We start from the raw sequence: 21,842 nt of genomic DNA, 5'->3' as shown, positions 1-21,842 counted from the left end.
GCGTAACCATTCCCCATAGCGGAGAAATAGTACACCGGCAGAAAAGCATATTCACGACCCGTCTATTTTAGTTCGCAATACTGATATTTGCTTTTTCAACATCTTGCTCTGCAGAAGGATGAAATTCATCTTCCATTTTAGAAACAACAACCGTCGCTACCGCATTGCCAATTAAGTTGGTAATCGCACGCGCTTCCGACATAAAGCGGTCGACACCGAGCAACAATGCGATTCCTTCTACTGGAATCATCGGAAATGCCGCCAAAGTCGCCGCAAGTGTAATAAATCCGGAACCTGTAACCCCTGCTGCACCTTTGGAAGTAAGCATTAAAATTCCAAGCAACGTGAGTTCTTGCCAAATGCTTAAATCGATACCATAAGCTTGGGCAATAAACATCGCTGCCATCGAAAGATAAATAGACGTTCCGTCAAGGTTAAAGGAATATCCTGTCGGCACAACAAGCCCAACAACCGATTTGGAACAGCCGTACTTTTCAAGTCGCTCCATTAACTTTGGCAGCGCCGATTCCGAAGAAGAAGTGCCAAGCACAAGCAAAATTTCTTCTTTGATATAAGCAATAAATTTAAAAATGTTAAATCCATAAAACTTGGCGATCGCACCTAACACAACAAAGATAAACAATGCCATCGTAATATATACAGAACCCATTAATTTTCCCAGCGATAATAATGAACCGATTCCAAACGTGCCAATCGTATACGCCATCGCACCAAACGCGGCAATTGGCGATACTTTCACGACCATATTAACAACACCGAAGAAAATGTCCGCCAAACGTTCAAATAATGCGATAACCGGTTTTGCCTTTTCTCCTAATCCCGCCGCAGCAAGGCCGAATAAGACGGCAAAGAACAAAATTGGCAGCAATTCGCCTTTTGCAAGCGCCCCAACAACATTATCTGGAATAATGTTAAGTAAAAACTCAATGACACCGTGATTCACTTCTTCTGCTTGTTTCGTATATTGCGACACGTCGCCGCCTTTTACGGCGTCAGTATTAAACCCTACCCCTGGTTTGATCAAATTAACGACAATAATTCCGATTGCTAAGGCAAACGTAGTAACAATTTCAAAGTAAATAAGCGCTTTTCCGCCGATGCGGCCAACCTTTTTCAAATCCCCCATGTTTCCGATTCCAATCACAACCGTGAAGAAAATAATCGGTGCAATCACCATTTTAATTAACTTAATAAACGCATCGGCAAGCACTTTCAATTTTGCACCAAATTCAGGGAATAAAAAACCAACGATAATTCCTAATATAATTCCGAGAATTACTTGCACGGTTAAGTTTTTAAACTTGCTCCGCATTTCTCCCCTCTCCTTTCGTTGTCTTGATAACGCTTTCAATTATGATGTTACTTTAATGTTCAGAAAATAAAAATATTATGGTAATAATGGTCTTTTTGGTCTTTTTGGTCTCGCAAAGAAAAAACGGCCTTATTTTTATAAGGCCGCTTTCTGTTTTATCTTTGTTTGATTTCGCGCAGCAGTTTATCGCCAAACTCCTCTGTAAACTGCCCATACAAAGGCGCAAACTTCTGTTCCCACCGTTTTTTTTCTTCTTCAGATAACTCATAAACATGAATATTTTTGTTTTGCTTTATTTTTTCTAATTCCTGTTCATTTTGTTTTTTCGATTGTTGTAAATTCCACATCGTTGTTTCCTGAATCGCTTCCGTTATTTTTTGCTGGATATCTTTCGGCAAACTTTCCCAAAACGTTTTGTTCATCATCACCGCATAGCCAAGATATCCGTGGTTGCTGATCGTTATATATGGCTGAAATTTATAAAAGCCTTTCGAGTAAATGTTAGAAATCGTATTTTCCTGTCCATCAAATTCATGCTTTTCTAAGGAACGATATACATGATCAAACGAAACGACAATCGGTTCGCCTCCCAGCGAGCGAAATTGCTTTTCAATCACTTCGCTTGGCATAATACGAAAGCGCAATCCGCGAAAATCATCAGGGCGGACCAGCGGCCGAGCCGTGCTCATCATTTGTTTAAAACCGTTGCTCCACAATGCTAATCCTTTAATTCCTTTTTGGTCTAGCATTGCCAAAAGCTGCGCTCCAACATCTTCAGTAAACGTCCGCTCCACATCATTGTAATCATGAAATAAAAACGGCAAATCTAATACTTGCCATTCGGGAATTAATTCCGTCACCTTCGAAAACGTTGGCGCAATCATTTGCACGTCACCGCGCAATAATGCATCCATTTCCTCACCGTCAGAATATAAAGAACCGTTCGGAAATACTTCTACTTTTACACGACCATTGGTTTTTTTCTCGACAAGATCGGCAAACTTTTGCGCGGCTAATCCTTTCGGCGTATTTTCCGCTACTACATGGCTAAAATAAATGACAATTTGCTTTTTTAGCCCTTGTTGCTCATCATCATATACCATATTTTCATTGCGAAAATGCGGTGTTAATAAAAGCCATGCACTTCCTAAACAGACAAGTAAAACAAGAAACAACATCCACCATTTCTTTTTCATATTCCGCACCGTTTATATAAGTTTTTACTCAAATTTTATCATACTGTTGCAGAAATGCTAAAATAAATACAAATTATATTATTTTTCATAAAGATGAGGTATTTATAGCAATGCACCGGTTATCTATCCGCTGGAAAATCACCATCTTAATTTTCTTTATCGTTAGCTTTTCCTTATTGTTAAGCGGAATGTTTGTCATCGGCGACTTTTTTCATACAAAAGAAGAGGAATTGAGACAACGGGCGTTGTTGACGGCACGGACGGTATCAGAGCTTCCCGAAATCAAATCACATATTGTCGGAACCCAAAAAAAACGATCTTCCATCAACATCATTGTTGAACGCGTTCGCATTATTCATAATGCCGATTACATTGTTGTTCTTGACATGAATAAAGTCCGCCTTTCCCATCCCGTCCCATCCATGATTGGACGCGTTTCCCGCGGCGCCGATGAAGGACCTGCCTTTGCGGAACATACTTACACATCGAAAGCACGCGGCGAAATCGGCACTGTCATTCGCGCGTTCGTCCCGATTATGAGTCAAGATCACCAACAAATTGGCGTCGTCATTGCGGCATATCGATTGCCGACTTTTTTCGAAGTGATTTATGCTTTAAAAGAAGAAATTTTAATTACCATATGCCTTTCTTTACTCATCGGTGGGATCGGCGCTTGGCTGCTTGCTTCCCATATTAAGCGGCAAATGTTTCAGCTTGAGCCGCATGAAATCGCCAAGCTGCTTGTCGAACGTACCGAAGCCTTTAATGCGATGCATGAAGGAGTCATTGCGATCGACAGTGATGAAAAAATCACCATTTTTAATGACCGGGCAAAACAGATGCTCGGCGTTGAAGGCGATGTGATCGGTAAACCGATTCGCTCTGTTATTCCCGACACGCGCCTGCCGGAAATATTAGAAATTAACCAGCCTATTTATAACAAAGAATTGCAGATAAGAAACTTAACGATTTGGAGCAATCGCATTCCAATAAGAGTGAACGGCAAAACAGTTGGTGCCATCGCTATTTTCCAAGATCGTACTGAGGTGAAGAAACTGGCCGAAGAGTTGACAGGTGTTAAAGCTTTCGTCAGCGCTTTGCGTGTGCAAAATCATGAATATATGAATAAACTGCATACGATTGCCGGATTAATTCAATTAGGGCACCAAGAAAAAGCGCTTGAATACGTCTTTCAAGTGACAGAAGAACAAGAAGAGTTAACCCGGTTTTTAAGCAAACATATTAAAGACGAAAGCATTTCCGGTCTGCTTCTGAGTAAAGTCCGCCGCGGCAAAGAGTTGGGCATTCGTGTTATTATCGACCGTCATAGCCGTCTGCATGCTTTTCCGCCTGCATTGGACCATCATGATTTCGTCGTCATTCTTGGAAACTTGATTGAAAACGCATTTGACTCCTTTCAAGGCATTACAGATCGGGAAAAAGAAATATATGTAAGCATTGAACAAAATGACGAAATTTGCTCTCTCTCGGTCGAGGACAACGGCAAAGGCATTGGAGAAGAACATCTCGACCGTATTTTCGAAGAAGGGTTTTCGACGAAAGGTAAAAATGGGCGAGGTCTCGGTTTATATTTGGTGAAACATATTGTAGAAAAAGGAAAGGGACACATTGAGGTAAAATCGGAAAAAGGAAAAGGAACGATATTTACGATTACCTTTGACATGTAGGGAGAGAGGAAAATGTATCGTGTACTGCTTATTGAAGATGATCCGATGGTACAGGAAGTAAATCGTCAATTTATCGAACAAGTGAAAGGGTTTACCGTTATTGACGTCGCTGGGAATGGAGTGGAAGGGATACAGTTAATCCGTGAACTTCATCCCGATTTAGTGATTATCGATATTTACATGCCCCACAAAGACGGTCTCGAAACATTGAAGGAAATTCGCTCGCAAGGGTATGAAGTCGATGTCATCGCCATCACCGCAGCAAGCGACATCGATACCGTACGCCGCGTATTGCAAAACGGCGCTTTTGATTACATTATGAAACCGTTTAAATTTGAACGCCTCAAACAGGCGCTCGAAAACTACCTTGCATTTCGCCAAACGTTAGCCGAAAAAGAAACGCTAACACAGGGAGATTTAGATGCTCTTTTGCAAACAGCGGAACAGCAAACATTGTCGCATGACGGGCTACCAAAAGGCTTAAACGAAGTGACATTGCAAAAAATCGTACATTATCTCCGAAAACAAGCAACCCCTGTTTCTGCCGAAGAAGTGGCCGAAGGGGTCGGCATCGCCCGGGTAACTGCCCGCCGCTATTTAGAATACTTAGAAAAGAAAGGGGAAGTCACTCTCGACGTTCAATACGGCGGAGTTGGGCGTCCAATTAACCGCTACATGATGAAACAAATATAGGCAAAACGGCTGCCATGTTCTGTTTATACCGATGAACGTTCAATGAAGCGAACGGGTAATTTTTCTTTTTTCTTTACGATATTTCCCGTCTCGATGTAATGATAAATAAGCCGAAATGCTTTTGTTCCCATCAGCGCAAGCGGCAACTCCATTGTTGTGATCTGAAGCGGTTCGGAAATCGGGTGATTATCAAAACTAACAATTGCAAGGTCATCGGGGATCTTCACTCCTTCTTTTCTCCCCCACAACACAATGCCTGCCGCCACTTGGTCGCTCGATACAAGCAGCGCGCTCGGCTTTTCCGACATCCCTATCCATTGCTGGATCACCCGCTTCCCGTCTTCGACGTACAAACAATGATCAAAAATCCACTCTTTTCGCGGCTCAACACCAATTTGCCGCAGCGTGTCATAATAGGCCATCTCCCGCGCTTTGCTATTTGTCCCTGTCGTTCTTCCGATGCAATAACCGATGTGCCGGTGCCCTTTCTGAATTAAATAGCGCAACGCCTTAGCAAACGCTTCATAATGGTCAATGTAGATGGATAAAAAATCTTGATCGCCGACATCCTCGCATAAAACAATCGGTCCATCTTCCTTATACTGTGCAATGATTTCCCATTCCGCCACATGCGAACAAACAATCAGCCCGTCCACTTGTTTCATCCGCATCATCTCAAGCGCCTCTAATTCTTTTTCCACATCATAATTCGTTTGAAATAACAAAAGGTGGTACCGGTGACGAAGCGCCTCTTTTGATATTCCCTCCAATACGGCGCCGAAATACGGGTGATTCACGTAGGGAAGCATGACCCCGACAATCGATGTTTTTCCTTTCGCCAGATGAACGGCATTAATGTTTTTCGTGTAATTTAATTTTTCTACCGCTTCCCATACCGCATTTCTTTTCTCTTCCCGCACGTAAGGATAGCCGTTTAACACCCTTGACACCGTTGCCACGGAAACCCCTGCTTCTTTGGCGATTTCACGGATATTTGCCATCGTATCACCTTTTTTCAAAAAACTATTGCATTGAAACGCGTTTCATACATTATTGTATCCTCAAACAACATAAAGGAGGAAAAAAACAATGATAAGCGGAATATTGTCGATTTTGTTTCTATGCGCGGTGGAATGGATTGGAGCCTATATAGCTTTAGAAGCCAATCCCCAAGCGAAGCGGGAATATTATAATAAAAATGCATATGAATCTCTCCCACCTAAATTTCATTGAGAGGTGGGAGACTTCTCGGGAAAAATGTTAAAGTATCGCTAGTTTTTCTATGTAACAGGCCGTTTTTGTCTGTTTATCTTTCGTCTTGTCAGCAAAAGATGGAACGAAATGGCTAAACCCGTTCCTGTCATGATGAGCATACCAATCGAACTCACGAGCCCGACTGGCCCGGTATGAAGTTCACGAACCATTCGTTGCCACGAATTGATTCCTCTTCCTCTATCCAGAAAATCACGATTCCGCTGACCAATAGCCGGCGGTATCGATCTATTTCCGTTTTGTGAATCCTCTAAAAATGGTTGTCCATTCATCCTATTAAAGTTTCTTAGTCCTTCTATTCTCCCGCGCTCCTCTCCATTCACATACATGATGAGCCCCGTTAATGACTCAATAAATAAAAATAAAGAAGCGAGAAGACCAATCTAGAAATGAATTTTTCGTATCGTTTTCACTCACCATTCACCCTTCCCTTCATTGTGTACAAACTCATTATGTTCGCTTTTCCTTAACTTTTTCTTAAATAAAGAGGACAGTGAGTAAACGGTTTGTAATATCGCAAAATCAGTATCGGCGATCTTAGACAAAAAGACATTCTCTTTTTGTAGAAAAATGAAAAAGCCGTCACTCCTACAAAAGAAAAACACTCTGCATGAGACATGTGGATGTTCGTTCACCTTTTCGGATATTTCGGAAAGATTATTTCAAAGCGAGTTCCCTTTCCTAATTCGCTATGCACTTTGACCTTTCCATTATGTTTCTCAATAATCCATTTGGCGATGGAAAGTCCTAATCCTGCTCCATCTGATTTCGTACGGGCTTTATCACTTTGGTAAAACCGATCAAAAATTTTTGGAATCTCTTCTTTTGCAATGCCAATCCCATTATCTTGCACCTCAAGAATGATCGAAGAAGCGGTTTGACGACAAGAAAGATGAATGCGCCCTCCGTCTTCCGTGTATTTCATCGCATTATCTAACAAAATAATCAACAATTGATGAATGCGTTCTTTATCTCCTATAAATTGAACAGGCGTTTTCACATCTAGCGTGATTTCTTTTTGTTGATAAGAAGCAATTTCTGCATAGTGGTCGACAATTTCCTTTAACAGCTCATCAAGCTGAAACGGTTCCTTTTTGATTTCGATTTGATTCGAATCAGATCGCGCTAACATCAATAAATTAGCAACTAATCGTGAAAGGCGACGACACTCTTTCGCAATGACAGAGATATCGTCAATTTTTTCTTTAATAGTGGCGGAAGGAGACCGGAACAATAAATCCGTTTTCGCTTGTATTACAGCTAACGGAGTTCGCAATTCATGCGAAGCATCCGAAACAAATTGTTGTTGCTTTTGCCATGCCTGCTGAATCGGTACAAGCGCTCGTCCCGCAAGAAAATATCCAGCTACTATGGCACAAAGCCCCCCGATTACGCATCCGGTCACAATAATCAACAAAAGCTGATCTAAAATTTCTCTTTCGGAATTGATATTTCGCAAAATTTGCACGGTTATTTTTCCGAGCTCCGTATTCATTTCGATCGCAATCGTCCGAAAATAGAAATTTTCAATATTCATATCGTATAGTTCATTGATTTGTTTAGGAGGATCGATATGTGCCTGAGTGAAAATCGTTGTGTCACGATTCAGGTTGATCATTTCGCCTTTTTCATTCCAAATCACGATAAACACACGCGGATCACGCACAAAAGGAACGTCCCTTTCCCACGGTCCGCCATACGCTATTCGTTCCGCTACTCTCATAAGCGCTGCATCCACTTCTTGATACAAGCGGGCATGCATATACGAATACAACACTGTTCCTAATACACTAATCAAAATGAAAAAAACGAGCGAATTTAACAGCGTTAGTCGAAGATGAGTACGTTGGAACATCGTTTTCTCTCCTACTCTATTCGTCTGTTAACATATATCCAACTCCTCGAACCGTCTTAATATCTGTATGGTAGCCAAACGGTTCCAGCTTTTTACGAAGTTGATGAATGAACACTTCGACAATCGCAATCGTTGTATCTGAATCAAATCCCCATACCCGATCATAGATTTGTTCTTTCGTTAAAATCATTCCCTTATTATGGATAAGATACTCTAATAATTCGTACTGCTTCGCCGTTACTTTGACGGGATGACCATCTACAATGATATCCTTTTCTTTTCCGAATAGTTCAATCCCGTGGTAACGAATGGTCTGTTTTGTCGTAAAACCGCCGCTGCGCCGTAATAATGCCCGAATGCGTGCTTTCAGCTCAGGAGCTTGAAACGGTTTGACTAAGTAGTCGTCCCCGCCAAAATCTAAACCTTTCACCCGATCTTCGAGGGAATCTTTTGCTGTTAAAAACAATACTGGTGTCTCAATCTCTTCTTTTCGGATTCGTTGAACAATTTCAAAACCATCTATTCCCGGTAACATGACATCTAATATAATGGCATCATAAATATTTTGCAATGCTAAAAATAGCCCTTCCTCACCATCTGTTGCGCTGTCAACAACAAACTCATCAGATAAAATTTCAACTATCGCTTCAAGTAAATCAAGATGATCTTCAACAACTAACAGTTTCATCGATTGCTCCTCCTTTCTCTTATAACTAATAATAAAACAAAGCGGTCGCCAAAAGCGATCGCTTCATATGGCTGAACTCTCCATATTTGTTGGATAGGAGAACCCTCTTGCGTCAACTAATCTTTTTCCTTGAAGTGACAATCGGCTTCTGCGTGCAAAGAACATTCGGCTTCGCGATCTATTGGCACCTTCTCTTTCTTTTCTTTACTGCCTTGACTAGTTCCGCAACGCTTAGCGATATCGAAATGCAAGCATTTCTCGGCAGAAAAACATTTTTTAGCCGTTAGTCACTCGTCTCCCTCCCCCTTGCTTTCTATTCATATCTTAGAGCTTGAATCGGATCAAGCTTTGCTGCTTTATTGGCAGGAAATACGCCAAACACTACTCCGACAAGAAGAGAGAATAAAAAGGCAATCAGAGAAACGAAAGTAGAATAAGAAATCGCCAGCCCCATCGTAGCTGCCAGCACTTTTCCGATGATAAATCCGAGTCCAACGCCAATCACTCCTCCTAAAGCGCTTAGCACAACAGCTTCAATTAAAAATTGCAATAAAATATCTCTTCGCTTCGCTCCAATTGCTTTTCGAATCCCAATTTCCTTCGTTCTCTCTGAAACAGACACAAGCATAATATTCATAATTCCAATTCCTCCTACTAGGAGGGAAATTCCCGCGATTCCTCCAAGCATCATCGTCATCGTATTGGTTACCGAACTCATCGTCTCCATTAAATCTTGCTGATTAAAGACGCTGTAACTGTCTTGGTTGTTCGGAAACATGCGTGCTAATGTTCTCTCTACTTGTGTCATAACAAAATTGACCTGTTCTGCTGCTTTTCCTTGAATGTATATCGTTTGAATACTTGTGTTTTTTACCAATCGCTGCGCAGTCGAAAGCGGCATTATAATCACATCATCGCCGCTTTGTCCGAGCGAACCGCCTTTCGAAGCAAGGACTCCGACTACCTTAAACGATGTGCCTTCAATTTGCACATATTGTCCAATGGGGTTTTCAAGCCCAAACAATGTTTGTGCCGTGTCCGATCCTAAAACAACAATTTTTTGTCGATATTCTACATCAATATCAGATAAAAATCGTCCTTGATGGACCTGAACATCGCGAACTGTTTGATAGGAAGCGGTTGTGCCAATGAGAGATACTTGCGCAGAAGTCGTACCATTTTTTACATGTACCCGTCCGGACACAACGGGAGCAATTTCTTTTACCCCTGGAATATCACGAAATTTTTCAGCATCGTCTATCGTCAATTTGACACTATCTGTATTCATGACATTTACCGTTAACAAGTTCGTTCCTAACTGGTTGATTTGGTTGGTTACTTGCTCGCTCGAACCTTGACCAATCGAGATCAGAACAATGACGGAAGAGACGCCGATAATAATGCCTAACATCGTTAAAAACGAGCGCAGCTTATTGCCTTGAATGCTGCGCAAAGCCATTTTAATGGATGGAATAAGTCCCAACAAAATCACCTCTTTCCTCAAACAACTGCCCGTCTTGAATGCGAACAATCCGCTTTGCTTCATTCGCCACTTCCCAATCGTGCGTAATGAGAATAATCGTATGTCCTTGTTCATTTAGTTGTTTCATAATTTGAATAATCTCTTTGCTCGTCTTACTGTCGAGCGCCCCTGTCGGTTCATCGGCAAGTAAAATCGGTGGATTGCCGACCAGCGCTCGAGCGATGGCAACCCGCTGCTGTTGCCCTCCAGAAAGCTGATTAGGAAAATGATGGGTACGATCTTTTAAACCAACTTTTTCTAAACATTCATAAGCGATTTTTTGACGTTCCTTCGCTTTCACTCCGCGGTATAATAAGGGAAGTTCGACATTCTCTAATGCCGTTAATCTCGCTAATAGATGAAAATTTTGAAAGACAAACCCAATTTTTTCGTTTCGAATTTTCGCCAGCTCGTTATCTGTCATTTTATTTATTTCTTTTCCATCGAGAATATAGCGCCCGAAGTCGGGACGATCAAGACAGCCAATCATATTCATAAACGTGGACTTCCCTGAACCAGAAGGACCGACAATCGCAAGAAAATCTCCTTTTTCAATTTGGAGAGAAACGTCCCGCAGTGCATGAACGACTTCTCCACCAAACGTATACGTTTTTGTCATATTTTCAATTTGAATAATCGGTGCGGCCATTCTCGATCATCTCCTTCCATTCATTGTTCTACGATTCATTCCTCCCGGAACGCCCATGCCAGGCATTCCCCCCATCATCTGGCCAAAACGCATTTGACCGTTATTGGAAGCCGATGTGGATACTTGCGGTAACTGGACAATCGTTCCTTCCGTTATCCCTTCTGTAATTTCTACATCATCTTCATTGTGAATTCCTGTTTTAACCATTTGCCGTGTAACTGAAGTCTTGCTTCCGTCTGACGATGTTTTCGCCACAAGCACAAATTTTTGGCCGTTCATTGTATGAACCGCTTCGATTGGCACGTATAATACATTGTCTTTACTTTCAACTAAAATGCTTGCTTCGGCTGTCATCCCGACTTTTAAATTGGTGGGTTTGTTAATATGAACAGTCACATCAAACGTCGAAACGCCATTGGAAACAGTTCCTTCGTTTGCAACCGATGTCACTTTTCCCGTATATGTTGTATCAGGAAAGGCATTTACCTTGATACTTGCCGTTTGTCCCACTTTTACTTTTGGAATATCTAACTCATCGACTTGTACTGTTACTTGCAAGTCATCATAATTCGTAATATGCGCGACAACTTGTCCATTTGTTACACGATCACCTGCCGCTACGTTAAGCGACGTTATTGTTCCATCTGCCGGCGCAGTAATGGGATCACTTCCGTCCGTAAATGTGATCAACTCTTGTCCTTCCTTCACTTTCTCGCCTTCAGAAACAAGCACTTCGTCTACTTTTTTGTTATCCTTCGCTTTGATATCTGTACTCGTAACAGACTGAACCGTCCCAGAACCACTCACCTTCACTTCCAGTTTCCCTCTTTGCACAGAAGCGGTTGGTACTTGCGCCATCGTCGGTTCTTCTTTTCCTTTAGCGAAAAACCACACACCTCCTCCAATGACTACAATCGCAACGATAAAAATCATCACCCATTTTTTCAACATCCATTCTCCTTTCTTTCTCTATAGGTAACTTGGATAAGCCTATTATGTAGGCTGTTTCTTAATTTTTTCTTAACTTTCATCAGAAAAGAGCAAGTGCCGGAAAGTGATGTACGAAAAAAAGTTCCTCACTCACAAATGCCGAGATCTATTCCCGGCAGTCCCTGTTTCATACCGATGATCATGTTCGCGATGTTTTTCGCATTTTCAATTACTTCTTTTCTCGGATGCAGGCATGGCATTTTATAGTTAACAACCGTTACCCACACTGTACCGTTGTTGCTGGAAATATCTCTGTGTCTCATATCGATCTTTCTCCTTCATGTTTCGACTGGTATAATAAGTAATATATATTTAAGGGGGAATAATGGATGCAATTAACTTGGAAACCATTGATAACTGCCATCACAGTGATCGCTCTTGTTTCAGGGTGTGGCACGAAAGAAACAAATGAAGTAAAACAACCGAATCCTTCTAACAACGGCACAAACCAAACGGAAACGACGCAATCGGATCATACAGGGCAATCAGAAACATCACAACCTTCTTCTAAAAACGAAAACAGCACCACTAATACAGAAGAAAACAAACAACAAGAAGAAGCACGTCCTTCCGAAATGGAATTATCTTATATAGCTGATGGAAAAGAAGTGAAAGAAACTGCTTCTTTAAAAACAAGCGACAACCAAGGCTTTTCCTTATATGTACTAAAAGGCTGGGAGCTTGAGGCCGAAGAACCGCATTCCGATGTGTTGCTGCACGATAACAGCTCCGTCAGAATCCGTCTCCTTCATGAGGAAGGAAATGAAATAGATTATGCGAAACTAGCGGAAGAACACGCGCAAGCAGTTTCTGCCGATGCTGTTCGCCAGGACAGCACCAATCTTCCAGAATCATTGAAAGGAGCCGCTTGGTATACAGCGCACTCGGAAAACATGACGGTTCATGTCATCGCTGCAAGTAGCCCTGTTCCTATGCTGGTGACGATTCAAACGCCAAAAGATAAAGAAGAGCTTGCGCCTGCTTTAGCAATGATGGAAACGATACGAAAAACGGATTCAGCAAAGCCAGACGAAGAAGCGACAGACTCAAATGAATCTACCAGCTCGTCCAATTAGAATACTTTCTCCATTTCAAAAAGAAAATTGGTCCCGTTTCTGCATGCAAACGGGACCTTTTCTTATGTCGGCAAACAAAAGAAAAACCCCTATTTGAAACAGGGTTATACGTATGCCTTATTTTCCTCTTTCCGGAAAAATGTTTTCATCGCATAAAACACATCAGACTTTTGCTTTAAAATGTAATAACGGAACTTTTCATCTTTAATATTTTTGTAAGCGGACATGAGTGTCGAATGTCGATTATACTGATTAACTTCTCCATACCCAAACATGTTCGACACTTTCATTAGTTCTTGAACAAGCTTCACGCAGCGGGCATTGTCCGATGTCAAGTTGTCGCCGTCGGAGAAGTGGAACGGATAAATATTATAGCGCGATGGTGGATATTTCGTTTCAATGAGTTCCAACGCCTTCCGATACGCCGAGGAGCAAATCGTGCCGCCGCTTTCCCCTTTTGTAAAAAATTCATCTTCGGTAACCACTTTTGCCTCCGTATGATGGGCGATAAAGGCGATTTCCACCGTTTCGTATTTTGTACGTAAAAAGCGGGTCATCCAGAAGAAGAAACTGCGTGCCATATATTTTTCCCACAATCCCATGGAGCCGCTTGTATCCATCATCGCAAGAACAACTGCTTTCGACTCTGGTTTTTCCACTTCATTCCACGTTCTAAATTTTAAATCTTCGCGATAGATCGGATAAAAACTTGGATTTCCATTCATCGCATTTCTCTTAAATGCTGCGAGCATTGTTCGTTTTTTGTCGATATTCCCCATTAGGCCTGTGCGGCGAATATCATTAAATTCGATATGCTGCACCGCGTTTTGATCTGCTTCTTTTCTTTGTAAATTGGGCAGCTCCAATTGGCTGAATAGTGCTTCTTCCAATTCCATCAGCGATACTTCTGCTTCATAATAGTCTTGGCCCGGCAAGTCACCGGCTTCTTGCCCTTTTCCAGGTCCTTGCCCCTGCCCCTCCCCGGCACCTTCTCTTGCCACCACATCGCCAACTTGGCTGTCTCCGTTCCCTTGGCCGACATGTTTATTTTTCTCATAGTTATAACGAATTTTATATTCATCCAAAGAACGGATCGGAATTTTAATCACGTCACGTCCATTTGACATAATAATGCTCTCTTCGGTAATTAAATCCGGTAAATTATTTTTAATCGCTTCCTTTACTTTTTCCTGGTGACGTTTTTGGTCGTCATGTCCTTTCCGGTGGAGGGACCAGTCTTCCTTTGATACGATAAAGTTCCCTTTCATTTTTTCCCCTCCTCAGCAAAAATGTTTTCACACTTTTTTCTTTGCAGCATATACTTATGTTGGCGCCATAAAAACGTAACGGATAAATGACAGTTTGTTTTACTCTATCCTATGCAAAAAATCAAAATAATTGACAAATTATTACGAAAGTTACAAACTCAATTTTTTAAGCGGACAAGCCCGATTTCTTCTGCATTTGTGTCAAAATGAAGAGTAAAAAAGCATGCCTAATGGCTTTAGGCATGCTATCGGTTTAACAGGCTGCCGACATAGCGGAGCAGTTCATTGGCAGACGTGGAATTATAGCCATATTCATCAATCAAGCGTGCCACAACCTCATTAATTTTCTTTAACTGCTGCTCATCTGGAGTTTTGGTGGAAGTGGTGATTTTTACTATATCTTTTAAATCAGCAAATAATTTCTTCTGAATCGCCTCTCGCAACCGTTCATGCGAATTGAAATCAAATTTTTGTCCTTTCCGGGCATAGGCGGAAATACGAATCAAAATTTCTTCCCGGAATGCCTTTTTCGCATTTTCAGAAATGCCAATTTGCTCTTCAATCGAACGCATCAGTTTTTCGTCTGGGTTCATTTCCTCCCCTGTCAATGGGTCGCGCAGCTTCGTTTTATTGCAATATGCCTCTACGTTATCCAAGTAATTGTCCATCAACGTTTTCGCCGACTCTTCATACGAATAGACAAATGCTTTTTGCACTTCTTGCTTCGCGATTTCGTCATATTCCTTTCGCACGAGGGAAATAAAGTTCAAATACCGCTCTTTATCCTCTTTAGAAATAGATGGATGCTGATCAAGCCCCTCTTTGAGCGAACGCAGTACATCCAGTGCATTAATCGATGGAACTTCCTTGCGAATAATACACGCGGAAATCCGGTTAATGACGTAGCGTGGGTCGATGCCGCTCATTCCTTCATCCGGATGTTCTTTTTTCAATTCCTCGACATCGACTTCATTAAAGCCTTCGATCATTTCTCCGTCATACAGGCGCATTTTCTTAATTAAATCAACATCCGGCCGTTTCGATTCTTTTAATCTTGTCAAAATCGTAAACATGGCGGCAATTCGCAGCGTATGCGGGGCAATATGCACATCGGCGACATCGCTTTCGCGGATCATTTTTTCATAAATGCGTTCCTCTTCCGATACGCGCAAGTTATACGGAATCGGCATGACAATAATCCGCGAATGAAGCGCTTCATTCTTTTTATTGGCGATAAACGAGCGATATTCCGTTTCGTTCGTATGGGCGATAATTAATTCATCAGCACTTATTAACGCAAACCGTCCCGCTTTGAAATTGCCTTCTTGCGTTAAGGAAAGCAAATGCCAGAGAAATTTTTCATCGCATTTTAGCATTTCTTGAAATTCCATAATTCCGCGATTCGCTTTATTTAGCTCCCCGTCAAATCGGTAAGCCCTTGGGTCTGATTCTGAACCGTATTCAGCAATGGTGGAAAAATCGATGCTTCCTGTAAGATCAGCAATATCCTGCGATTTCGGGTCCGATGGACTGAACGTTCCAATGCCGACACGTTTATTTTCCGAGAAGAAAATTCTCTCCACCATCACATCTTCAATGCGCCCGCCATATTCTTTTTCCAATCGCATCATGTTCAACGGCGAAAGTTCTCCTTCAATGCGGATGCCATATTCCTTATAAAAATCGTCACGTAAATGATGGGGAATTAAATGAAGCGGATCCTCATGCATCGGGCAGCCTTTAATCGCATACACAGCGCCGCGATCTGTCTTCGAATACTCCTCTAGCCCCCGTTTTAGCAATGTAACAAGCGTTGATTTTCCGCCGCCGACAGGTCCCATTAATAACAAAATCCGTTTGCGTACATCGAGACGTTTTGCTGCCGGGTGGAAATATTCTTCCACCAGACGTTCAAGTGCTTCTTCTAATCCAAACAAATGACTGCTGAAAAACTTATACCGTTTTCTTCCGTTTACTTCCTCTACTCCAGCGTCTTTAATCATATTATAAACACGTGAATGTGCGGACTGAGCAACCCACGGTTTTTCTTTCAAAATCTCTAAATACTCCGCAAACGTTCCTTCCCATCTTAACCGTTCCTCTTCTTCCCGATATTGCGCAATTTTCTTTAAAATATCCATAAAGGACCTCCTTATCCTTGATGTCTAACAGCAAGATTATTACAATGTATGCAAGGATGTCCTGTATGATTCGTTGCAAAAAAAATTTTGTCTGATGGTTCCAACCACGCTTCCATTCACAAGGCTTGTCATATTCGTTATAATGAGAGATAGGGCCATCATTTCGTAAAGGAGGAATCACGATGCGTACATTGCTTGTATTAGGCGTGATTGTCGCTTTTTTAACCGCGATCTTTACAGCTGGTTATGAAGATAAGCCAAGCGTGAAAAATTAATGCCAAAAAAAACGACCTCCGTTTCAGAAGGTCGTTTTTTTATTAAAATAAACCGTTAAATTTTTGCTGACGCAGCGCTTCATACACCAAAATCGCTGCCGTATTTGATAAATTTAAGGAGCGGACTTTGTCGTTCATTGGGATGCGCAAGCAGCGATCCATATTTGCCTCCAACAAGTCTTTCGGCAATCCCGTCGTTTCCCGGCCAAACACAAAGAAAATGTCTTTTTCGGTATCACTAAAATCAAAGGAATCATAATATTTTTTGCCAAACTTCGTGATAAAGTAAAACTCTCCATGCGGGTACCGCTCAAATAACTCGTCTAGCGAGTCGTAATAAGAAATATTGACATACGGCCAATAGTCCAGCCCCGCGCGCTTTAACATTTTATCATCTGTAGAAAAGCCGAGCGGGCGAATCAAATGGAGCGCCGTATCTGTCGCCGCGCAAGTGCGGGCGATGTTTCCTGTATTTGCTGGAATTTCTGGCTGGTACAATACGACATGTAATGGCATAGTTGATTCACCTCAAACAATAGCATTATTTTCGGTCGATAATATGAAAAAACTTATAGCGGATATTCGGCGTGTACGCACTCGAATCTTCGTACGACCAGTAACGCATGCGGCTGTTAGTAGTATGCGCGTTTACGAGCGGCATCCCATCTTTATCCTTCGCCACAACGATCGTCGAATGGTCAAAACGGCCGTTCCCTTGAAAATCATAACAAATAACATCCCCCGCCATCAATTTTTCCGGCGATGATACTTCAACTGCTTGTAATCCAACGCGCGCTCCGCTTAAATACCAACGGAATGAATGCGCCACCGCCCAGCTATAGCTCCAACTGTTGTTTTTGCACCACCAACCTTTGGCGCGGTTCGGATACCCGGTCATCGGTGCCCCACCGGCATATAAACATTGTGACACAAAATTAGTGCAATCGACGTCAAACTTTGGAAACGCCGGATTATAGCTGTTCCACCATATTTCCGCATAACGCACCGCCTGTGCCCGATTATATTCATAAGAAATTCGCTCATCTACTGGCATCTCGCGTTCTAAACGTGGGGGCTCCAGTTCCCCATCCGTTTTGCTTATCTTTTCATCTTTTGCTAACTCTCCATCCACAAAATACGCCTGTCTTTCCTCTATTTGCTCTTCGACGTACATCTCATTGCCATGCTTGATCAAAAACTGATAATGAGCATAATAAGTAAGCCTCGCTTCATTTTCCACTACATGCTTGCCGGCAACTTGGCAATGGATCGTACAACGAACTATTTCCGCCCCGCGTTTTTCACACAACCGCCGTTTTCTCTCTACCGCTTCTTCCATCATATCGTCTCTGGCAGAAACAAATAACTGCGCCCGCGTTTCCAGCAAATGTTGCAGTTGCTTTTTCACGTCGCTCCCCACTTTCTTTTTTTGTTATTACCTTATGTGACGGAAGAGCGAAATTTTCTCTATTCTTTCGATGCTTGCAACAATTGCAGGCCTTTTTCTATTTCGGCAAGGACTTCCGGGTCTTTTTCTGTTTGGCTCGCTTCTTGTAAATCCGGGATTACATTTGTATCGCCAATTTTCCCGAGCGCCCACGCCGCTGTGCCACGAATGACCGGACGGCTGTCTTCTTTTAATAGCTTTAACAAATGTGGGATGGCTGTTTTATCCTTATAGTGTGCCAAAGCCAAAATGGCATTGCGCTGAATCGGTTTTTTCCCGCGCCACGATCCGGCCACCGGGCCGAATTTCTCTTTAAATTCGCGATTGCTGATATGCAAAAGCGGAATCAGCTTTGGTTTTGCCACTTCTGGATCTGGTTCCATCTCTGGATGTAAGTGAAAATCTTTCCCCTTATTTGCCGGACAAACCATTTGGCACGTATCACAACCATATAAGCGGTTTCCGATTTTATTGCGAAACTCATCGGCTAAAAAGCCTTTCGTTTGTGTCAAAAATGCGATACATCGCTGCGCATTTAACTGTCCGCCTTGCACAAGCGCTCCCGTTGGGCAGGCATCAATACACTTTGTACATGTACCGCAGCGATTTTCAACAGGCTCATCAGGCGGAAACGGAATATTGGTGATCATCTCTCCTAAATAAACATAAGAACCGAACTCAGGAGTAATAATCGAGCAGTTTTTACCGCTCCAGCCGATTCCTGCGCGCTCGGCAACAGCGCGGTCTGCCAGTTCCCCCGTATCTACCATCGATTTGACACGGGCTTGCGGCACTTTTTCTAAAATAAACGTTTCTAATTTTTCAAGACGCTCCCGTAAAATATCGTGATAGTCCTTGCCCCATGACGCCCGACAGAAAATCCCTCTTCGTTCCGTTTTCGTGCCGCGGGGAGCATTTCTCATTTTCGACGGATATGCCAAAGCAATCGCAATGATCGACTTTGCTTCCGGCAAAAGCAGGGAAGGATTTGTTCTCTTTTCAATATCCGGTTCTTCAAATCCCGATTGATACCCTAACTCCTGCTGACGGCGTAACCGCTCCTTTAGCTCAACAAACGGATCCGCGCTGGCAAAGCCGATTTTATCAATGCCGATCATTTTGCTATATTCAATAATCTCCTGTTTTAGCGCCGTTACATCCACCGTGACCCCTCCTTTCGTCAAAATTAACCATTTATGGTACAATGAAAGAAAAAAATCTGAGGTGAGATACATGCAAGGGATTGTTGCAGACACGCTTAAACAAATGATCCCCACCTTTAAAGTAGGGATTATCCGTTATCATCATATCGTTGTCGACGATTCTCCGCAAATGTTAAAAGGGAAACTCCAATTATTTCAAGAATCGATTTACTTTGACCTGCAGGAAACTGCCATTGCGGACATCCCAGAGTTGGCAGAATGGCGCAAAATCTTTAAAACCATCGGAACAGATCCAAGCAGATACCGCCCTTCCTCCGAGAGCTTGTACCGGCGGATTCAGAAGAAAAGTTTTATCCCAACGATTCATTCCGCAGCGGACGTCAATAATTTCTTTTCACTGTATTATAAAATTCCAATCGGAATTTATGACCTCGATAAACTGGAAGGACCGATTACGATTGATATCGGAACCGAACAAGATGAATATATGGCGATCAACGGACGTACCGTTAATTTTGCCCACAAGCTTGTGTCGAAAGATATGCATGGACCTTTCGGCAGCCCAATTGTCGATTCCGAGCGGACAGCTGTAACCAAAGAAACAAAAAACGCCATACAAATTGTCTATTTACTACCTTCCATGCAGCGGGAGCAATGTGAAAAAATATTGGAATCAATAAAAAACATGTTTTTCCAAATTCATGGCGGAGAAGCGTCGTTTCAATTATTAATATAAAAAATAAAAACGCAATGCCCCGTTCTTTTTAGAAACGAAACACTGCGTTGTCCCCATATAACTGAATGAATAAGAGCCACTGTATGCTTTTTCCTTGTCAATGGAACTAACAGCATTAATTATAGCAGACAATGCACGATATTGCAACGATAAAACGCAAAATTCGACAAATTTCATTTTTTGCCTGTTATCGATATTTTTATACATAAAAGAAAAGCACCAGTTATTCCGGTGCTTTGATGACCCGTACGGGATTCGAACCCGTGTTACCGCCGTGAAAGGGCGGTGTCTTAACCACTTGACCAACGGGCCATATTAAATGGCGGAGAAGGCGGGATTTGAACCCGCGCGCCGCAAAACTGCGACCTAACGGTTTAGCAAACCGTCCCCTTCAGCCACTTGGGTACTTCTCCGTATGGCTCCGCAAGTAGGATTCGAACCTACGACCTACCGGTTAACAGCCGGTTGCTCTACCGCTGAGCTATTGCGGAATGATGAAATCTAACTATAGTTTAACTCACTATCGGATAATATGCAATGGTGGGCCTAAGTGGACTTGAACCACCGACCTCACGCTTATCAGGCGTGCGCTCTAACCAGCTGAGCTATAGGCCCAAGAGCGGGTGATGGGAATCGAACCCACGACATCAGCTTGGAAGGCTGAGGTTTTACCACTAAACTACACCCGCATAGTATGGGGCGACTAGTGGGAATCGAACCCACGCATGCCAGAGCCACAATCTGGTGCGTTAACCACTTCGCCATAGCCGCCACATTCTGGTGCCGGCTGCAGGACTTGAACCCGCAACCTACTGATTACAAGTCAGTTGCTCTACCAATTGAGCTAAGCCGGCATAGAGAATTTGTCGTCTATACTCTAATTATTTTCGTTGCCTCTTCCTCTGCTAGCATATTCAAAGATGTTGAATGCGTCGAGGCAACTCGCAGCTTATTCGATGAAGCTTAGGCTCGTTGCTCTACCAATTGAGCTAAGCCGATATAAAAAACATTGATATATACCCTTAGTTTTTTTGTGTCCCTTCCTCTGCCAGCTTATTCACAGAAGTGAATGCGTCGGGACAACTCGAAGCTAATTCACAGAGGCTTATGCTCGTCTCTACCAATTGAGCTAAGCAGGCATATTTTTGGAATGGCGGTCCCGACGGGACTCGAACCCGCGATCTCCTGCGTGACAGGCAGGCATGTTAACCACTACACTACGGGACCATATTTTGGTTGCGGGGGCAGGATTTGAACCTGCGACCTTCGGGTTATGAGCCCGACGAGCTACCGGACTGCTCCACCCCGCGACGATAGAAAGGAATAATTGATAAACTCTATGGCGGAGGAGGAGGGATTCGAACCCCCGCGCGCCTTGCGGCGCCTCTCGGTTTTCAAGACCGACCCCTTCAGCCAGACTTGGGTACTCCTCCAACATATTGAAAATATGGTGGACCTTGTAGGACTCGAACCTACGACCGGACGGTTATGAGCCGTCTGCTCTAACCAGCTGAGCTAAAGGTCCATTATAATGGCGGCGGAGGGGATCGAACCCCCGACCTCACGGGTATGAACCGTACGCTCTAGCCAGCTGAGCTACGCCGCCATGAATCCGCAAATTATATTAAACCAAATGGTGGAGCCTATCGGGATCGAACCGATGACCTCCTGCGTGCAAAGCAGGCGCTCTCCCAGCTGAGCTAAGGCCCCATATTGACTAAAATCGGGAAGACAGGATTCGAACCTGCGACCCCATGGTCCCAAACCATGTGCTCTACCAAGCTGAGCTACTTCCCGCTATGGCGCGCTCGAGAGGATTCGAACCCCTAACCTTCTGATCCGTAGTCAGA

20 protein-coding genes and 14 tRNA genes are annotated in these 21,842 nt (G+C 42.9%); 5 read left to right on the top strand and 29 right to left on the bottom strand.

What is annotated here, in order from left to right:
• Positions 1 to 67 precede the first annotated feature (67 nt).
• Positions 68 to 1,333, bottom strand: a complete 1,266-nt coding sequence (locus AC1WMD_RS00170; RefSeq protein ID WP_494255706.1) for a dicarboxylate/amino acid:cation symporter — start codon at positions 1,331 to 1,333, stop codon at positions 68 to 70.
• A gap of 155 nt (positions 1,334 to 1,488) precedes the next feature.
• Positions 1,489 to 2,529: a TRAP transporter substrate-binding protein gene (locus AC1WMD_RS00165; RefSeq protein WP_494255705.1), complete on the bottom strand. Its 1,041-nt coding sequence runs from the start codon at positions 2,527 to 2,529 to the stop codon at positions 1,489 to 1,491.
• A gap of 110 nt (positions 2,530 to 2,639) precedes the next feature.
• On the opposite strand from AC1WMD_RS00165, the gene AC1WMD_RS00160 reads away from it, so the two are divergent.
• The gene (locus AC1WMD_RS00160) at positions 2,640 to 4,217 is read left to right on the top strand and encodes an ATP-binding protein (protein WP_043903615.1); all 1,578 of its coding nucleotides are present in this window, start codon (positions 2,640 to 2,642) and stop codon (positions 4,215 to 4,217) included.
• A gap of 12 nt (positions 4,218 to 4,229) precedes the next feature.
• Entirely contained in the window at positions 4,230 to 4,910 is a 681-nt protein-coding gene (locus AC1WMD_RS00155) for a response regulator (RefSeq protein ID WP_043903614.1), read from the top strand.
• Between the two features lie 23 nt (positions 4,911 to 4,933).
• On the opposite strand, the gene AC1WMD_RS00150 is transcribed toward AC1WMD_RS00155, so the two are convergent.
• The 4 genes from AC1WMD_RS00150 to AC1WMD_RS00135 form a co-directional block, all read right to left on the bottom strand.
• Positions 4,934 to 5,911 carry a LacI family DNA-binding transcriptional regulator gene (locus AC1WMD_RS00150; RefSeq protein ID WP_494255704.1) on the bottom strand — a complete coding sequence of 326 codons (978 nt, stop codon included), beginning with the start codon at positions 5,909 to 5,911 and terminating at the stop codon, positions 4,934 to 4,936.
• A 279-nt stretch (positions 5,912 to 6,190) separates the two neighbouring features.
• A complete protein-coding gene (locus tag AC1WMD_RS00145; RefSeq protein WP_494255703.1) occupies positions 6,191 to 6,511 on the bottom strand; it encodes a hypothetical protein in 321 nt (106 codons plus the stop codon).
• A 302-nt stretch (positions 6,512 to 6,813) separates the two neighbouring features.
• On the bottom strand, positions 6,814 to 8,037 hold the full coding sequence (locus AC1WMD_RS00140) for a sensor histidine kinase (RefSeq protein ID WP_043903610.1): 1,224 nt from the start codon (positions 8,035 to 8,037) through the stop codon (positions 6,814 to 6,816).
• A gap of 16 nt (positions 8,038 to 8,053) precedes the next feature.
• Positions 8,054 to 8,725, bottom strand: coding sequence for a response regulator transcription factor (locus AC1WMD_RS00135; RefSeq protein ID WP_043903609.1), 672 nt, complete (start codon positions 8,723 to 8,725; stop codon positions 8,054 to 8,056).
• A 107-nt stretch (positions 8,726 to 8,832) separates the two neighbouring features.
• On the opposite strand from AC1WMD_RS00135, the gene AC1WMD_RS00130 reads away from it, so the two are divergent.
• The gene (locus tag AC1WMD_RS00130) at positions 8,833 to 9,012 is read left to right on the top strand and encodes a hypothetical protein (protein ID WP_043903608.1); all 180 of its coding nucleotides are present in this window, start codon (positions 8,833 to 8,835) and stop codon (positions 9,010 to 9,012) included.
• A 26-nt stretch (positions 9,013 to 9,038) separates the two neighbouring features.
• Here AC1WMD_RS00130 and AC1WMD_RS00125 read toward each other — a convergent pair whose 3' ends face one another.
• From AC1WMD_RS00125 to AC1WMD_RS00110, 4 genes are all read right to left on the bottom strand, one after another.
• Positions 9,039 to 10,208: an ABC transporter permease gene (locus AC1WMD_RS00125; RefSeq protein ID WP_260676104.1), complete on the bottom strand. Its 1,170-nt coding sequence runs from the start codon at positions 10,206 to 10,208 to the stop codon at positions 9,039 to 9,041.
• Complete coding sequence (locus AC1WMD_RS00120; RefSeq protein WP_043903607.1) at positions 10,186 to 10,896, bottom strand: ABC transporter ATP-binding protein; 711 nt, start codon at positions 10,894 to 10,896, stop codon at positions 10,186 to 10,188. The genes AC1WMD_RS00125 and AC1WMD_RS00120 overlap by 23 nt, the downstream gene beginning before the upstream one ends.
• 6 nt (positions 10,897 to 10,902) lie before the next feature.
• On the bottom strand, positions 10,903 to 11,847 hold the full coding sequence (locus AC1WMD_RS00115; RefSeq protein WP_043903606.1) for an efflux RND transporter periplasmic adaptor subunit: 945 nt from the start codon (positions 11,845 to 11,847) through the stop codon (positions 10,903 to 10,905).
• Between the two features lie 125 nt (positions 11,848 to 11,972).
• On the bottom strand, positions 11,973 to 12,149 hold the full coding sequence (locus tag AC1WMD_RS00110; RefSeq protein WP_221927914.1) for a hypothetical protein: 177 nt from the start codon (positions 12,147 to 12,149) through the stop codon (positions 11,973 to 11,975).
• Positions 12,150 to 12,215: 66 nt separating this feature from the next.
• On the opposite strand from AC1WMD_RS00110, the gene AC1WMD_RS00105 reads away from it, so the two are divergent.
• A complete protein-coding gene (locus AC1WMD_RS00105) occupies positions 12,216 to 12,962 on the top strand; it encodes a DUF8580 domain-containing lipoprotein (protein WP_494255702.1) in 747 nt (248 codons plus the stop codon).
• A gap of 104 nt (positions 12,963 to 13,066) precedes the next feature.
• On the opposite strand, the gene yhbH is transcribed toward AC1WMD_RS00105, so the two are convergent.
• From yhbH to queG, 5 genes are all read right to left on the bottom strand, one after another.
• Positions 13,067 to 14,230, bottom strand: a complete 1,164-nt coding sequence (gene yhbH / locus AC1WMD_RS00100) for a sporulation protein YhbH (protein WP_043903604.1) — start codon at positions 14,228 to 14,230, stop codon at positions 13,067 to 13,069.
• A 245-nt stretch (positions 14,231 to 14,475) separates the two neighbouring features.
• Positions 14,476 to 16,371 (bottom strand): ATP-dependent protease PrkA, encoded by a 1,896-nt coding sequence (gene prkA / locus AC1WMD_RS00095; protein ID WP_043903603.1) that lies wholly within the window; start codon positions 16,369 to 16,371, stop codon positions 14,476 to 14,478.
• A gap of 317 nt (positions 16,372 to 16,688) precedes the next feature.
• Positions 16,689 to 17,162, bottom strand: a complete 474-nt coding sequence (trmL, locus tag AC1WMD_RS00090; protein WP_043903602.1) for a tRNA (uridine(34)/cytosine(34)/5-carboxymethylaminomethyluridine(34)-2'-O)-methyltransferase TrmL — start codon at positions 17,160 to 17,162, stop codon at positions 16,689 to 16,691.
• A gap of 25 nt (positions 17,163 to 17,187) precedes the next feature.
• A complete protein-coding gene (locus AC1WMD_RS00085; RefSeq protein WP_043903601.1) occupies positions 17,188 to 18,054 on the bottom strand; it encodes an amidase domain-containing protein in 867 nt (288 codons plus the stop codon).
• A gap of 59 nt (positions 18,055 to 18,113) precedes the next feature.
• The gene (gene queG, locus AC1WMD_RS00080; protein ID WP_043903600.1) at positions 18,114 to 19,256 is read right to left on the bottom strand and encodes a tRNA epoxyqueuosine(34) reductase QueG; all 1,143 of its coding nucleotides are present in this window, start codon (positions 19,254 to 19,256) and stop codon (positions 18,114 to 18,116) included.
• 70 nt (positions 19,257 to 19,326) lie between these two features.
• On the opposite strand from queG, the gene AC1WMD_RS00075 reads away from it, so the two are divergent.
• Complete coding sequence (locus AC1WMD_RS00075) at positions 19,327 to 19,992, top strand: B3/B4 domain-containing protein (RefSeq protein WP_043903599.1); 666 nt, start codon at positions 19,327 to 19,329, stop codon at positions 19,990 to 19,992.
• 240 nt (positions 19,993 to 20,232) lie between these two features.
• Here AC1WMD_RS00075 and AC1WMD_RS00070 read toward each other — a convergent pair.
• The 14 genes from AC1WMD_RS00070 to AC1WMD_RS00005 form a co-directional block, all read right to left on the bottom strand.
• Positions 20,233 to 20,304, bottom strand: a tRNA-Glu gene (locus AC1WMD_RS00070).
• 8 nt (positions 20,305 to 20,312) lie between these two features.
• Positions 20,313 to 20,405: transfer RNA gene (locus tag AC1WMD_RS00065), tRNA-Ser, on the bottom strand.
• 3 nt (positions 20,406 to 20,408) lie between these two features.
• Positions 20,409 to 20,483 (bottom strand) — tRNA-Asn (locus AC1WMD_RS00060).
• Positions 20,484 to 20,530: 47 nt separating this feature from the next.
• A tRNA-Ile gene (locus AC1WMD_RS00055) sits at positions 20,531 to 20,607 on the bottom strand.
• A gap of 3 nt (positions 20,608 to 20,610) precedes the next feature.
• A tRNA-Gly gene (locus tag AC1WMD_RS00050) sits at positions 20,611 to 20,681 on the bottom strand.
• A gap of 6 nt (positions 20,682 to 20,687) precedes the next feature.
• A tRNA-His gene (locus AC1WMD_RS00045) sits at positions 20,688 to 20,763 on the bottom strand.
• Positions 20,764 to 20,770: 7 nt separating this feature from the next.
• Positions 20,771 to 20,846: transfer RNA gene (locus AC1WMD_RS00040), tRNA-Thr, on the bottom strand.
• Between the two features lie 297 nt (positions 20,847 to 21,143).
• A tRNA-Asp gene (locus AC1WMD_RS00035) sits at positions 21,144 to 21,219 on the bottom strand.
• Between the two features lie 6 nt (positions 21,220 to 21,225).
• Positions 21,226 to 21,302: transfer RNA gene (locus AC1WMD_RS00030), tRNA-Met, on the bottom strand.
• Positions 21,303 to 21,332: 30 nt separating this feature from the next.
• A tRNA-Ser gene (locus AC1WMD_RS00025) sits at positions 21,333 to 21,425 on the bottom strand.
• Between the two features lie 15 nt (positions 21,426 to 21,440).
• A tRNA-Ile gene (locus AC1WMD_RS00020) sits at positions 21,441 to 21,517 on the bottom strand.
• Positions 21,518 to 21,524: 7 nt separating this feature from the next.
• Positions 21,525 to 21,598: transfer RNA gene (locus tag AC1WMD_RS00015), tRNA-Met, on the bottom strand.
• A 28-nt stretch (positions 21,599 to 21,626) separates the two neighbouring features.
• Positions 21,627 to 21,702, bottom strand: a tRNA-Ala gene (locus AC1WMD_RS00010).
• A 13-nt stretch (positions 21,703 to 21,715) separates the two neighbouring features.
• Positions 21,716 to 21,789, bottom strand: a tRNA-Pro gene (locus tag AC1WMD_RS00005).
• Positions 21,790 to 21,842 lie beyond the last annotated feature (53 nt).

The organism is Parageobacillus sp. NEAU-HV-2, from assembly GCF_059115485.1.
Note: the sequence above shows the minus strand (reverse complement) of the source record. Positions and strands in the feature narration are given on the sequence as shown.